Origin of the sequence: Sphingorhabdus pulchriflava (assembly GCF_003367235.1) — a bacterium.
Lineage (GTDB): Bacteria > Pseudomonadota > Alphaproteobacteria > Sphingomonadales > Sphingomonadaceae > Sphingorhabdus_B > Sphingorhabdus_B pulchriflava.
In genome coordinates this window covers 1,498,373-1,510,737 of sequence record NZ_QRGP01000001.1, presented here as the reverse complement: position 1 = coordinate 1,510,737, position 12,365 = coordinate 1,498,373, and the positions used below count along the sequence as shown (strand labels likewise).

General features: G+C 57.4%; 13 protein-coding genes. 7 read left to right on the top strand and 6 right to left on the bottom strand.

The window, feature by feature from the left end:
• Positions 1 to 31: 31 nt before the first annotated feature.
• Positions 32 to 739, top strand: coding sequence for an NAD-dependent deacylase (locus tag DXH95_RS07545; protein WP_115549459.1), 708 nt, complete (start codon positions 32 to 34; stop codon positions 737 to 739).
• The gene (locus tag DXH95_RS07540) at positions 736 to 1,551 is read left to right on the top strand and encodes a hypothetical protein (protein WP_115548757.1); all 816 of its coding nucleotides are present in this window, start codon (positions 736 to 738) and stop codon (positions 1,549 to 1,551) included. Before DXH95_RS07545 ends, DXH95_RS07540 begins: the two co-directional genes overlap by 4 nt.
• On the opposite strand, the gene DXH95_RS07535 is transcribed toward DXH95_RS07540, so the two are convergent.
• The 6 genes from DXH95_RS07535 to DXH95_RS07510 form a co-directional block, all read right to left on the bottom strand.
• The gene (locus DXH95_RS07535) at positions 1,548 to 2,303 is read right to left on the bottom strand and encodes a HesA/MoeB/ThiF family protein (protein WP_115548756.1); all 756 of its coding nucleotides are present in this window, start codon (positions 2,301 to 2,303) and stop codon (positions 1,548 to 1,550) included. The genes DXH95_RS07540 and DXH95_RS07535 overlap by 4 nt on opposite strands.
• Positions 2,300 to 2,749 (bottom strand): dUTP diphosphatase, encoded by a 450-nt coding sequence (gene dut / locus DXH95_RS07530; protein ID WP_115548755.1) that lies wholly within the window; start codon positions 2,747 to 2,749, stop codon positions 2,300 to 2,302. The genes DXH95_RS07535 and dut overlap by 4 nt, the downstream gene beginning before the upstream one ends.
• Positions 2,730 to 3,965: a bifunctional phosphopantothenoylcysteine decarboxylase/phosphopantothenate--cysteine ligase CoaBC gene (gene coaBC, locus DXH95_RS07525; RefSeq protein WP_115548754.1), complete on the bottom strand. Its 1,236-nt coding sequence runs from the start codon at positions 3,963 to 3,965 to the stop codon at positions 2,730 to 2,732. Before coaBC ends, dut begins: the two co-directional genes overlap by 20 nt.
• A 3-nt stretch (positions 3,966 to 3,968) precedes the next feature.
• On the bottom strand, positions 3,969 to 5,513 hold the full coding sequence (ubiB, locus tag DXH95_RS07520) for a 2-polyprenylphenol 6-hydroxylase (RefSeq protein ID WP_115548753.1): 1,545 nt from the start codon (positions 5,511 to 5,513) through the stop codon (positions 3,969 to 3,971).
• Positions 5,514 to 5,523: 10 nt separating this feature from the next.
• A complete protein-coding gene (locus tag DXH95_RS07515) occupies positions 5,524 to 6,255 on the bottom strand; it encodes a class I SAM-dependent methyltransferase (protein ID WP_115548752.1) in 732 nt (243 codons plus the stop codon).
• 101 nt (positions 6,256 to 6,356) lie between these two features.
• Complete coding sequence (locus DXH95_RS07510; protein ID WP_147291700.1) at positions 6,357 to 6,905, bottom strand: TetR/AcrR family transcriptional regulator; 549 nt, start codon at positions 6,903 to 6,905, stop codon at positions 6,357 to 6,359.
• 114 nt (positions 6,906 to 7,019) lie between these two features.
• Here DXH95_RS07510 and DXH95_RS07505 point away from each other — a divergent pair, with 114 nt between their 5' ends.
• The 5 genes from DXH95_RS07505 to DXH95_RS07485 all read left to right on the top strand — a co-directional run bounded on the left by DXH95_RS07505 (position 7,020) and on the right by DXH95_RS07485 (position 12,349).
• Positions 7,020 to 7,922: a sterol desaturase family protein gene (locus tag DXH95_RS07505; RefSeq protein ID WP_115548750.1), complete on the top strand. Its 903-nt coding sequence runs from the start codon at positions 7,020 to 7,022 to the stop codon at positions 7,920 to 7,922.
• 79 nt (positions 7,923 to 8,001) lie between these two features.
• The gene (gene mutM / locus DXH95_RS07500) at positions 8,002 to 8,814 is read left to right on the top strand and encodes a bifunctional DNA-formamidopyrimidine glycosylase/DNA-(apurinic or apyrimidinic site) lyase (RefSeq protein WP_115548749.1); all 813 of its coding nucleotides are present in this window, start codon (positions 8,002 to 8,004) and stop codon (positions 8,812 to 8,814) included.
• Positions 8,815 to 8,935: 121 nt separating this feature from the next.
• Positions 8,936 to 9,199, top strand: coding sequence for a 30S ribosomal protein S20 (gene rpsT / locus DXH95_RS07495; RefSeq protein WP_115548748.1), 264 nt, complete (start codon positions 8,936 to 8,938; stop codon positions 9,197 to 9,199).
• Positions 9,200 to 9,690: 491 nt separating this feature from the next.
• A complete protein-coding gene (dnaA, locus tag DXH95_RS07490) occupies positions 9,691 to 11,055 on the top strand; it encodes a chromosomal replication initiator protein DnaA (protein WP_115549458.1) in 1,365 nt (454 codons plus the stop codon).
• Between the two features lie 76 nt (positions 11,056 to 11,131).
• The gene (locus tag DXH95_RS07485; RefSeq protein WP_115548747.1) at positions 11,132 to 12,349 is read left to right on the top strand and encodes a zinc ribbon domain-containing protein; all 1,218 of its coding nucleotides are present in this window, start codon (positions 11,132 to 11,134) and stop codon (positions 12,347 to 12,349) included.
• Positions 12,350 to 12,365 lie beyond the last annotated feature (16 nt).

Below are 12,365 nucleotides of genomic sequence, written 5' to 3'. Positions count from 1 at the left end.
GTGCCTTTGAATTTGCTGCTTCATGGGCGAGATGACCAATATTCGCAATATCGTAATCCTCACCGGAGCAGGTGTGAGCGCCGAAAGTGGGATCGACACTTTCCGCGATGCAGGCGGGCTTTGGGAAAAGCACCGGGTGGAGGATGTCGCGACGCCCGAGGCGTTCGAGCGCGACCCCGATCTGGTGCACCGTTTCTACGACATGCGCCGCGCGGCGATCCAGACCAAGGAGCCCAATGACGCGCATTTTGCGCTCGCCGAGCTTGACCGGCACTGGCGCGGCGATGATCGCAATCTGCTGATCGTCACCCAGAATGTTGACGACCTGCATGAGCGGGCAGGGGCCGAGCGTCTGCTGCACATGCATGGCGAGCATCTGAAGGCGCTGTGCATGGCCTGTGAGATCCGCAGCGACTGGCGCGATCCGATGCAGCATCGGCCGCCTTGCCCGATTTGCGGCACCCCATCTTTACGTCCCGACGTGGTCTGGTTCGGCGAAATGCCCTATCATATGCCGGAAATCTACGCGGCAATCCGCACCGCCGACCTTTTTGTCAGCATCGGTACCTCGGGTGCCGTCTATCCGGCGGCGGGTTTTGTCCGCGATGCGAAGCAACAGGGGGCAAAGACCCTCGAACTCAATCTGGAGCCGTCACAGGGTAGCCATTTTTTTGACGAGGCGCGATACGGACCAGCAACTGAAGTGGTGCCGGATTGGGTCGAGGAGCTTCTCGTATGAATTGGAAGCTCGGCCTTACGCTGCTTCTCACACTGCCACTGATATCGCCAGCAGCCGCCTCTGATTTCAGCGGGTTGGCGAATCCAGCTTTCGGACGTTCGATTTTGCTCGGTAGCGAACGGCGTCAGGAAGCAGATTGTGCTGCGCTAGCATATCTGCCGTTTCAGGAAACCGACATCATAGACATTGCTGACGCTGAAGCAGCGGAAGATGCTCCGACCGGCGATAGGAATATCAACACGCCTCCTGCGTCGGAAAACCAGTTTGACGAATTTCTAAGCAAGGCGGATGCCGAGCGGTTGAAAAATGCCGTCATTATCCGGCTTGCAAGCGATGTAGGCGATGAAGCTGTCGCTTACGATTTGTTCGGATCACTGATGTGGCGGATGACACCCAGTTGGGAAGGTAGCGCCGAAGACATCGCGCGTAAGGAAGCTTTCCGCAAAGCAATCGCCCCTAAATGCGGTGCCATATTCAATGCCGCCCGTGACGACCATCTACAAGAAGTGCTGACGGCGGTCAGCGCCACACCCATTTCTTTGCCTGACGTTGACACCTGCCTTGCTTATGATCTTATCGGCCAGAAATCGTCAGAATATCATGACTATGCCGATTATCTGCATAGCGACCGGGACGGCGATAGCATGTATAACTTGCTTCTCGGGAAAGGGGGCGCGAAGCGTAGCGCGCGCGAAAAAGCTATCGAAGCGAAAGCGGTTCAAATAAAGATTACGCCGCAATTAGCGGCGCTTCGGATGCTGGCTTGCCTACCAGTTCTTGCCGAAGAATTCCGTCGCCTGCATCCGCGCTAGCGGCCGCAACTCGCGCACTCCGGATCTTTCGGCATGTTGATCGTCCGCATCGCCGGTTTCAAGCCATCGAAAATATGCAACTTGCCCTTTGTTTCGTCGCCAAAGTCGGTGAGGGTACGGATAGACTCCATCGCGGCAAAGCTGCCCATCAGGCCGCACATCGCGCCGAGCACCCCTTGCGTTGCGCAATCGTCGCAATCATCGGGGTCGTGGGCGTCGCCGACAAAACAGCGATAGCAGGGGGCGTCCGCTTCCCAGCCGCGGAAAGTACCGATCTGGCCGTGGAACTGGCCAATGGCCGCGCTCACCAAGGGCACTTGTGCGGCAATGCATAGGTCGTTGACGATCAGGCGGGTGGCAAAATTGTCGCTGCCGTCGATCACGACATCCACATCTTCCAATAACTGTTTTGAAGTTTGCGCTGTAATACGCTCTTTTATAGCATGAAAGGTCACATCGGGATTCAGGCGTGCAACAGCTTGGGCCGCCGCGTCCACCTTCGGCTGGCCGATCTGCGCTTCGCTGAAAAGCACCTGGCGTTGCAAATTGGATAGGGAAATATCGTCGTCATCGACTGCGCTGATCGTACCGACACCGGCGGCCGCCAGATACTGGATGGCCGGACAACCGATGCCACCCGCCCCGATCAGCAGCACATGGCTTTCGAGCAATTTACTCTGGCCCGGGCCACCGATATCGCGCAGGACGATATGGCGGGCGTAGCGATCAAGTTGCGCGTCGCTGAGCGTCATACCCCGGTTGAGCCGAACCCGCCCGCACCACGCGCGGTATCATCCAACGCGTCGACCTCGCTTATTTTGGCTTGCGGTGCTGCGGCGACCACCAATTGGGCGATCCTGTCACCGCGTTCGAAGCTGACTTCCTCTTCGCCCAAATTAGCGAGAATGACTTTCACTTCGCCGCGATAGTCGCAGTCGATCGTGCCCGGTGTGTTGAGGCAGGTGATGCCATGCTTGAGCGCAAGGCCCGAGCGCGGGCGGACCTGGATTTCATAGCCATGCGGGATGGCAAAGGCGAAACCCGTCGGCACTGCCGCGCGTTTGCCGGGTTTCAGGGTGATTGCCTCGGCTGCGCAGATATCCATGCCTGCAGCCCCCGCGCTGGCATAGACGGGCAGTGGTAATCCCGCGCCGTTGTTCAGCCGCTTGACCCTGATTTCAATCTTGTCCGACGGCATTGGCGACCTTCTCCATCAATTTGCGGGCAATTACGTCCTTGGGTGCGTCGGCCAAGCTTTCGACGCCATCCTTGGTGACTATATGCACCGCATTGTTTGCGCCACCCATGACATCGCCCGAGACGTCGTTGGCAACAATCCAGTCGCAGCCTTTTTTGGCAAGCTTGGCTTGGGCATGCTCGACCACCTTCTCGGTTTCGGCGGCAAAGCCGATCAAAAGGGCAGGGCGCTGCTTATGCTTGCCGAGCATGGCTAGAATATCCGGATTTTCGGCGAGTTCGAGCGGTGGAACGGCCTTGCCATCCTTCTTGATCTTCTGCTCGGCTTCGTCCGCAGCGCGCCAGTCGGCAACGGCTGCCACCATGATCGCGACGTCGGCGGGCAGGGCTTTTTCGACCTCCGCCAGCATTTCGCGCGCACTTTCCACATCGATACGGATGACGCCGGGAGGCGTCGTCAGATGCACAGGGCCAGCAATCAACGTGACGTCCGCACCCAATTCCGCCGCGGCCTGCGCTATAGCAAAGCCCTGCCGTCCCGAGGAGCGGTTGGCGATATAGCGCACCGGATCGATCGGCTCATGCGTGGGTCCTGCCGTCACCAGCACGCGTTTGCCGAAAAGCGGGCGGTGCGCTGGATCGGCAAAATCGGGTTGAGCGGCCATCACGGGCGTCGCTGTCGCCAAATGGTGACTGATCTCTGCAAAGATGCGCTCGATTTCGGGCAAGCGGCCCGGGCCGAATTCACCGCACGCCATTTCGCCCGCATCCGGATCCATCACATGCACGCCATCAGCGCGCAAGCCCGCCACATTGCGGCGTGTCGCTGGATGTTGCCACATGCGGACATTCATCGCCGGAACAGCCAGCACCGGCTTGTCGGTGGCCAGCAGCAGGGTGGTAGCCAGATCGTCAGCAATGCCTGCATGCATTTTGGCGAGCAGGTCGGCAGTTGCGGGGCAGACGACGACCAAGTCTGCCTGACGCGAAAGCTGAATGTGCCCCATTTCGGCCTCATCCTTCAGGTCGAACAGGTCGGTATACACCTTGTCCTCGGATAACGCCCCTAATGTCAGCGGTGTAACGAACTGCGAACCGCCCTTGGTCAGGACGCAGCGCACGGCATGCCCTGCCTTGCGGATCGTCCGCACCAGCTCGCACGCCTTATAGGCAGCGATACCGCCGCCGACGATCAGGAGGATGCGTTTCTGGGTCATTCCCTATCCTAGCGCCCACATGCCTGCAGCGCCAGCCGCAGCGGCAAGGATGGCGATTGCGGTGTAGCGCCAGGCATTTCCGCCTTTGCGTTTCTCCCAGATCAGTTCGATCTCGGGCAGCGGAGGCGGCGGCGGGGCGCCGCCTTTCTTGGGAAGCTGATCGTCAAGCCGCTTGATGAGGTCGGGGATCAGCGCGAGCGTTTTCATGCGGTCGCGCAGACCATCGGCGAGTGCGGCTTCGGGCCCCAGTTCGCCGCGAATCCATTCGCCGACATAGGGGGCGGCGACATCCCACATATTGATCGCGGGGTTCAGGCTGGTGGCGACACCTTCGACCATCACCATCGTTTTTTGCAGCAGCAGCAGATGCGGCTGGGTCTGCATGTCGAAATCACGCGTAATCGCAAACAGGCTGTCGAGCATCTGCCCCACCGACAATTCGCTCACCGGCTTGCCGCGCGTCGGCTCGCCCACGGCACGCAGCGCGGTCGCGAATTCGTCGACATTGTGATAGCTGGGCACATATTGCGCCTCGAAATGGATTTCGGCGACGCGTCGGTAATTGCCGGTGGTCAGGCCATAGAGAATTTCGGCCAGCCACAAGCGTGCCTGCCGGTTGATCCGGCCCATAATGCCGAAATCAATCGCGACGATGCTGCTATCGGGGCGAACGAAGAGATTGCCCTGGTGCATGTCGGCGTGGAAAAAGCCTTCGGAGATCGCTTGCCGCAGGAAGGTGAGGACCAGACGCTCAGCAATCTTGCCGGTGTCATGCCCGGCGGCCTTCAGGGCATCGACGTCCGAGATTTTGATGCCATCGACCCATTCGAGCGTCAGGACGCGGCCAGCGGTGCGATCCCAGTCTATTGCCGGAATATGATAGCCCTCGACCGCCGCCATCGCTTCCTTGAGTTCGGAAGCCGAAGCAGCCTCTCGCCTCAGGTCCAGCTCGCGCAAGGTCCAGCGCTTTAGGTTGGCGATGACAAGTTGCGGGCGCAATCGCGCCGCTTCACCGCCCAGCGCCTCCAGATGCGCTGCCGCCCATTCATAGGTTTCGATGTCGCGCGCAAATTGTTCGCGAATGCCGGGGCGGAGCACCTTGACCGCGACGTCGCGGCCATCGGAGGTGCGTGCCCGGTGTACCTGCGCGATCGAGGCCGCGCCTACCGGCTCGGGATCGACATATTCGAACATCTCGGCGGCGGGTTTGTTCAGGCTGTGGTCGATCTCGTCATAGATCCGCTCGAATTTTTCGGGCGGTAACGAGTCCTGCAATGTCAGCAAATTGTGCGCCGCTTCCTCACCCACCAGATCGGGGCGGGTGGCAAGTGTCTGCCCTAGCTTAATTGCGGCAGGGCCGATTTCGCGGAATGCGCCTGCATAATCAGGGACTTTCGGCTGGATCGTTCCCAGACGTGCAATCCGGCACAACCGCTTCACCTGCGGCGGTGTATTCCGGTCCTTTTCGATCCCGCGCAACGCCCCATGGCGCGCCAAAATGCGACCCCATTTGAGCAGGCGAAGGATATGCGTGGTCGGGCGCGTCATGGGGTCGGCGTCAAACCTTCCACCCGCTGTGGATCGCCACCAGTCCGCCTAGTATCGGTTCGACCTTGGTCTGTACGAATCCTGCTTCGCGGATCATACGCTCGAACTGCGGCATCGGGGGGAATTTGCGGATCGATTCGGCCAGATAGCGATAGCTGTCTTCATCGCCTGCAATCACCTTGCCCATTTTGGGAAGCAGGTGATGTGAATAGACATCATAGACTTTCGAAAGCCCCGGCCATTCGACGGTCGAGAATTCGAGACAGAAAAAACGCCCGCCATAACGCAATACGCGATGGGCTTCGCGAAGGGCTGCGGGGATATCGGTGACGTTCCGAATACCAAAGGCAATTGTGTAAGCGTCGAAATGCCTGTCGGGAAAAGTCAGTTGCTCGGCATTCTGCTCACTCCACACCAGCGTATCAATGCCGCGCTCGACCGCGCGTTCCATGCCGACGGCGAGCATATCCGGATTGATGTCGCTGACGGTGATATTGGCCCCTGCCTTTTCCATGCGAAAGGCAATGTCGCCGGTGCCGCCTGCCATATCGAGAATGTCCTCGCCGGCACGCGGTTTCACGCGGCGCACGAACTGGTCCTTCCACAGTCGGTGCATCCCGCCCGACATGGCATCGTTCATCATGTCATATTTGTTGGCAACGCTCGAAAAGACGCCGCGCACGCGCTGGGTCTTTTCTTCGGGGCTAACCTGTTCATAGCCAAAGGAGACGGTCTCAGTCATGAAGAGCGCCCTAGCCGATAGTTGTGCCGCCCGCAAAGGGTGTTACGAGCAAAAGCGGTCGTTGGTCTTGCGCCAGATGCAAATCTCGTTGGCAGCAAAATTTAATTGCCTTGGGCCAATATTCTGCGTGCAAATTCCAGCACATTTTCTCTGAGCATGGGTACTTGCTGCATCCGCCATGTCTTTGACCAGTTCATGATCAGTTCCATCGTGCCGCCCATGATGAAGTCGATTTCGGCGTCGCGCGCATCCACTCCTTCAGCTTTCAGCGCCGCACGATATTGGTCACGCACGACGTTGGTGAACCGGGCCATTGCTGGATGCGCATCGGGGGTCAAAACAATTTTAGCAAATCGAGACCGGTCTGAAGCAACATGTTCAACAAACCAACCTAATATTGCGACTGCGCTGCCGCCCATCGAAGTAAGATGAGCCGCCAATCCTCCGAGATTGCGTTCGATCATAAAATCGAGAAGCCCGACCTTGCTGTCAAAATGGGCGTAGAAGGAAGCCCTCGCCACATTCGCTTCCGCACAGATCGACTGGATCGTAATCGCGTTCCAGTCCTCACGCTGAATGAGTGCGAACATTGCATTGGCGAGCGCGTCGCGCGTTTTGCCGATGCGGCGGTCGGGCTGCTTTCCGGACAAAATCACTCCATTTGTCCAATAACGGACATCATATGATCTGCTGTCGATGGTGTCTCTCCACAAGCGGACATAAGTTCATTTTCGAACAAATGTCCAGAAAATGGAGATCGACAAATGGCGAGCATTATCGCGGAACAAGCCGATGGCAGGGATAGTTTGGGACGGATAATCGTCCGGTTGGGGCTTTATCCGTTTTTGTGGACGGTCAAGCTCGGAACTTTCTATCTTCTCTGGCACACCGACATCGCGCCGGAAAATTTGTCATCGATGAGCGCTGCTTTCGTCTTCATCCTCTGTTTGGCGCTGGAACTGGTTTATCCTTACGAAAAGCGCTGGGGGATGACTTGGCGCAGCCTGTGGTCCGATTTCAAATTTGTCGTTCCGAACGGCCTTACGCTCTACGCTTTGGGCTTCGTACTGGCCTATTTGGGGATCAAGGCTTCGGCCAGTCTTTCCGGACCTGCAAGCAATTGGCCGATAGCGGTTCAGCTCACGGCCGCCCTGCTGATTTATGAGGGTCTAAACTACGCTATCCACCGCGCCATGCACGAAATGCCCGGGAGGTTAGGTAATTGGCTGTGGAAGGTGCACGCGGCGCACCATCTGCCGCCGCGCTTGTATTTGGTCATGCATGCAGTCTTTCACCCGATCAATGCCATCATCATTCGCGTTGTGGCGATCGTCGTTCCGATCTGGATCATGGGGTATGACCAGATCGTGGTTGCGATGTTCGGCATGATTCTGAGCCTGCATGGCGTGATCAGCCATTTCAATGTCGATATGCGGATGGGTTGGGCGAACTATCTTTTTGTTGGCCCGGAGCTGCACCGTTATCATCACAGCGCGCGCGCCGACGAGTGCAAGAATTATGGCGCGACGCTATCGATTTTCGATCAACTATTTGGCACTTTTGTCTATCGACCTGGCGTTCCGCCGCGCGATCTGGGCGTGATGCCGGACAGCGGACTGCCAGATTATGACAGGACGGGCACCGTGCTTGCATTGCCATTTCGTTGATCGAGAATCAAACAGCCTAAAAGGTCAGATTCGCTCGCAACCGCTAGCCAAATGCAGGTCAATTAACTAGCTACGCCAAATGCCAGAGCTTCCCGAAGTCGAAACCACCGTTGCTGGCCTGCGTGCCGTGTTGGATGGCGAGGTGATTGTTCGGGCCGAACCGCGCCGGGCCGATCTGCGCTGGCCGATACCCGTCGATATCCGCCAGCGCCTGACTGGAGCGCGGGTGACCGGGCTCGGGCGGCGTGCGAAATATGGCCTTATCCACACCGATCGCGATGATACGCTGATTTTCCATCTCGGCATGTCGGGGCGTTGGCGGGTCGATCCGGTGGAAATCGAGAAGCATGATCATTTCATTCTTGAAACGGGGTCGGGCAGGTTGGTTGCGCTCAATGACCATCGCCGCTTTGGTTCGCTCGACATTGTGCGGCGTGATGAAATCGATACCTTCCGTCATTTCGTTACGATGGGACCAGAGCCGCTGGATGATGCGTTCGATGCAAAGGTGCTGCACGCGGCGCTTAAAGGGCGCAAGGCACCTATCAAGGCAATGCTGCTCAACCAGTCGATCGTGGCAGGGCTAGGTAACATCTACGTTTGCGAAGCGCTGCATATGGCAGGGATTTCGCCGGTCACTGCTGCGACCGCAGTCAGCAGGCCTCGCGTGGAAAGGCTGGTCGTTGCCATAAAGGATGTTCTGGCTGCGGCTATCAAGGCTGGCGGTTCTACATTGCGCGACTTTGCGGCACCCGACGGTGAGCTGGGCTATTTCGCGAAGGACTGGCTGGTCTACGGCCGTGAGGGCGAATCCTGCCACTGCAGTGCTATCGTTCAGCGGCGGGTCGATTCGGGCCGTTCGACCTTTTATTGCCCGAAATGTCAGCGTTAGTGCGGCAATTCGCGGTTGACGAATCTGTGAAGCATGGCTAAGGGCGGCGCTTCATCGGGTCCGGTCGAGATTTTTCTCCGGTTCTGGATGCCCGTAACTATCTGATTTTTTGAGGACTGAAATGGCCAATACGCCGCAAGCAAAAAAGCGTATCCGTCGCAACGCGCGTCGCAACGAAATCAACGGCAACCGCGTCAGCCGTATCCGTACCTTCGTGAAGAAGGTCGAAGCCGCTCTTGAAGCGGGTGACAAGACGGCCGCTGCCGCTGCGCTAGTCGCTGCCCAGCCCGAACTGGCGCGCGGCGTGTCGAAAGGCGTGCTGCACAAGAATATGGCATCACGCAAGTTCAGCCGCCTCACCAAGCGGGTTGCTGCGCTCGCCTGATTCGGTCTTTTCGCGGGGGTGAAATCCACCCTTGCTGCTGTAAACAAAGTTAACGGCCCGCCCTTGCTTGGCGGGCCTTCTTTTTTGCCTGATCGTTGCGATGCAGCAAAGTGCGCATTTCCCGCGATTCGGCATGTGTTGACAGTGGATTAAGTAGAAGAAATGTTATAAAACAAAGTGTTAAAAAAAATTCTACGCAATTTCAGCGCTTGAATAGAGTCAATGCGATTTATTTCACTTTTTTTGCAGTCGGCCCCTTGATCGACTCAAAGCCGCATGGCTAAACAACAGGTTCCAGCAGCGTGCGATCAACGTCGCATCTGTCTCAATCGAGAATGACATGTAAAGGATCTCTGCACCAGATGTGGGGATACGGTGGGCCTGTGTCAGGCGATGGGAGAGGTGTGAGCGCAACAAAAATAGCCGTCGCTGGTTGGGGTGAAAGGGGTGGCTAAGTGACGCTGAAAGTCGTGCGGTCGGAGCAAGAAAATATGGGTGGCTCCGCTTTTGAATCTGATTGGCAAAATGTAGCATCGCGCTTGCGCCGTGATCTGGGGGCCCAGATTTATGGTCAGTGGATTCGTTCGATCGCACTTGGTGATTTCTGTGAACTCACCGGCACGCTGGAACTGCTGACGCCTTCCGACTTTTCAGCGAGCTGGGTGTCAGATCACTATGCTGATCGGATTCGTTTGGCCTGGTCGAGCATCAATCCTGCCGTCCGCCAATTGAAAATCCGGACCAAGCCGGGTGCAGCGCGCGTCGAGATGCTGCAAGGCAATGGGCTCGCCGAGCGTCCCGCGGCGGTCCATAGCGCTGAAGCACTGCCGGTGCGCAGCCAGCTTGACCCGCGCATGACTTTTGCGAATTTCGTCAAGGGCCAGACCAACGCACTGGCTTTGAGCGCGGCCGAACGTGTTGCTGCGGTCGAACGCCCGCTGTTCAACCCGCTTTATCTGCAAGCTGCAACCGGTCAGGGCAAGACCCACCTGATGCACGCGATCGGCCATGCCTATGCCGAGGTGAACCCGGATGCGCAAATTCTCTATATGTCGGCGGAAAAATTCATGATGGAGTTCGTCTCCGCCATGCGTCGTAAGGAAGTGATGGAATTCAAGGCGCGCTTGCGTGCTGTCGATGTCCTGCTGATCGACGATATCCAGTTCATCATAGGAAAGGTTTCAACCCAGGAAGAGTTCCTACACACGGTTGACGCCATCATCGGTGCCGGCAAGCGCCTTGTCGTTGCCGCAGACCGTGCGCCACAGGCGTTGGACGGTGTCGACCAGCGCATCCTGTCGCGCCTGTCGATGGGGCTTGTTGCCGACATCCAGCCCGCTGATCTGGAACTGCGTCGCTCTATCCTCAACCAGCGTCTCGCCAACATGCCCGAAACGCAGGTAGGCGAAGATGTGATAGAGTTTCTCGCGCGCACGATCAGCCGCAATGTCCGCGAACTCGAAGGCGGTCTTAACAAGCTGATCGCCTATTCGCAGCTGACCGGAAAGCCGATTACGCGCACTTTGGCTGAAGAGCAGCTGAAAGATATTCTCAGCGCTTGCCGCCGCCGCATCACGATCGACGAAATCCAGCGTGCAGTCTGTGAATATTATCGCATCGACCGCAGCGAAATGTCGTCGAAGCGCCGCGCACGCGCCGTGGTTCGTCCGCGTCAGGTTGCGATGTATCTCGCAAAGGTGATGACACCGCGCAGCTATCCGGAAATCGGGCGCAAATTCGGCGGTCGTGACCATTCGACAGTCATCCATGCTGTACGTCTGGTCGAAGACCTGCGCCGGATGGACAATGACATGGACAATGATGTCCGTGCCTTGCTCCGCCAGCTAGAGGCCTGAACTAGTTACATAAGCGCCTTCCCTTGGAGGGAACAGCAGACTATCCCGAGTGCAAGATGGACTCGGGAGGTTCTTGATGGCTAAATTCTGCATCCAATGTGGCAGTGCCCTGAATGATGGCGCACGCTTCTGCGGCAGTTGCGGTGCGGTTGTGCCAAGCGGTGACGCCGGTCCGCCATCGCCACCTGCTTCGTCTTTTGAACCAATTGCAGCGCCGATTGCAACTCCCCCGGCACCAGAACCCGTTTCTTCAGGTATCGAGCCGCAGAGTTATGCATCCGAAGCTTTAAGGGACGAAACGAAAGGGCCAAATTGGCTGTTGATAGGGGGTGGCGTCGGCATTCTCGCTTTGCTCCTGCTCTATTATTTCCTGTTCCTGCACGATGATATGACAGGCAATGGTCTGGAAGACCGGGTTCAGCAGTCGCCGGCCGTCGAAGAAGTCGCTGTAGAAAAACAATATTATGCAGTTGCTGACGCGAATATCCGCGACAAGGCGACGGCACAGGGCAGCACCGTTTTGGGCAAACTCGCGCGCGGTGCCACTGCAAGTGGTAAAGTGATTTTGGGTGAAGATGGGACCAGCGATTGGCTGGAGCTTGCCGATGGCAAGGGCTTTATCGCGACTGTGAATCTGTCCGAAACCCAGCCGCCCGAAATCGTCAAGTCATTGGGGGATAAAGCATGGGTCGTCGACAAGCCTGTCGAGCTATGGTCGCAACCCGATACGGCTTCCACACTGGTTGATCGCGTTGCTGCGGGAACTACGCTGTCGCTTTTTGGTCTCACCGCCAATGATTTCATCGAAGTAAAACTGAAAAAAGGCGGGGTTGCCTATCTTGCGGATGGAGCGCGGATTGCTTCCCTAGCCAATGGCAAACCTATCGCGATCGCATTCAATCCCAACAGCTGCAGCTTTGGTCCGGAAATTGATGCCATGTTCAGCTCGATGGGGGATCGTATCCGCGCGGGCTACAAAGCACTGGAGAATAAAGATTTCCCAAGCGAAGAAGCGCGGGCCAAGGCGCTTGTCGCTTCCGAAGGCAAAAGCACTTTCGAAAAACTTCAGCGCAGCTATGAAGGGCTGACCGTCACTGGAATTGCGCAGCATTATGAATCGCAGTCGGTCTACTTTGCCGAACCTGCCACCAAAGTGATCGAAGTGTTCCGGTCGAAAGGTTATAAGATTGGTAAAGACGGCCAGTTCGCGAGCAGCGATCTGTATGCAGGCATCGCCAACACGCAGGCTGAAGGGAATAAATTCGGCAAGTCTGATCTGACCTGCGGAGTCTGAACAAATAAATAAATGC

Coding starts and splice junctions, on each gene's coding strand:
- DXH95_RS07545 (WP_115549459.1), top strand. CDS start 32: ATGACCAATATTCGCAATATCGTAATCCTCACCGGAGCAGGTGTGAGC.
- DXH95_RS07540 (WP_115548757.1), top strand. CDS start 736: ATGAATTGGAAGCTCGGCCTTACGCTGCTTCTCACACTGCCACTGATA.
- DXH95_RS07535 (WP_115548756.1), bottom strand. CDS start 2,303: ATGACGCTCAGCGACGCGCAACTTGATCGCTACGCCCGCCATATCGTC.
- dut (WP_115548755.1), bottom strand. CDS start 2,749: ATGCCGTCGGACAAGATTGAAATCAGGGTCAAGCGGCTGAACAACGGC.
- coaBC (WP_115548754.1), bottom strand. CDS start 3,965: ATGACCCAGAAACGCATCCTCCTGATCGTCGGCGGCGGTATCGCTGCC.
- ubiB (WP_115548753.1), bottom strand. CDS start 5,513: ATGACGCGCCCGACCACGCATATCCTTCGCCTGCTCAAATGGGGTCGC.
- DXH95_RS07515 (WP_115548752.1), bottom strand. CDS start 6,255: ATGACTGAGACCGTCTCCTTTGGCTATGAACAGGTTAGCCCCGAAGAA.
- DXH95_RS07505 (WP_115548750.1), top strand. CDS start 7,020: ATGGCGAGCATTATCGCGGAACAAGCCGATGGCAGGGATAGTTTGGGA.
- mutM (WP_115548749.1), top strand. CDS start 8,002: ATGCCAGAGCTTCCCGAAGTCGAAACCACCGTTGCTGGCCTGCGTGCC.
- rpsT (WP_115548748.1), top strand. CDS start 8,936: ATGGCCAATACGCCGCAAGCAAAAAAGCGTATCCGTCGCAACGCGCGT.
- dnaA (WP_115549458.1), top strand. CDS start 9,691: ATGGGTGGCTCCGCTTTTGAATCTGATTGGCAAAATGTAGCATCGCGC.
- DXH95_RS07485 (WP_115548747.1), top strand. CDS start 11,132: ATGGCTAAATTCTGCATCCAATGTGGCAGTGCCCTGAATGATGGCGCA.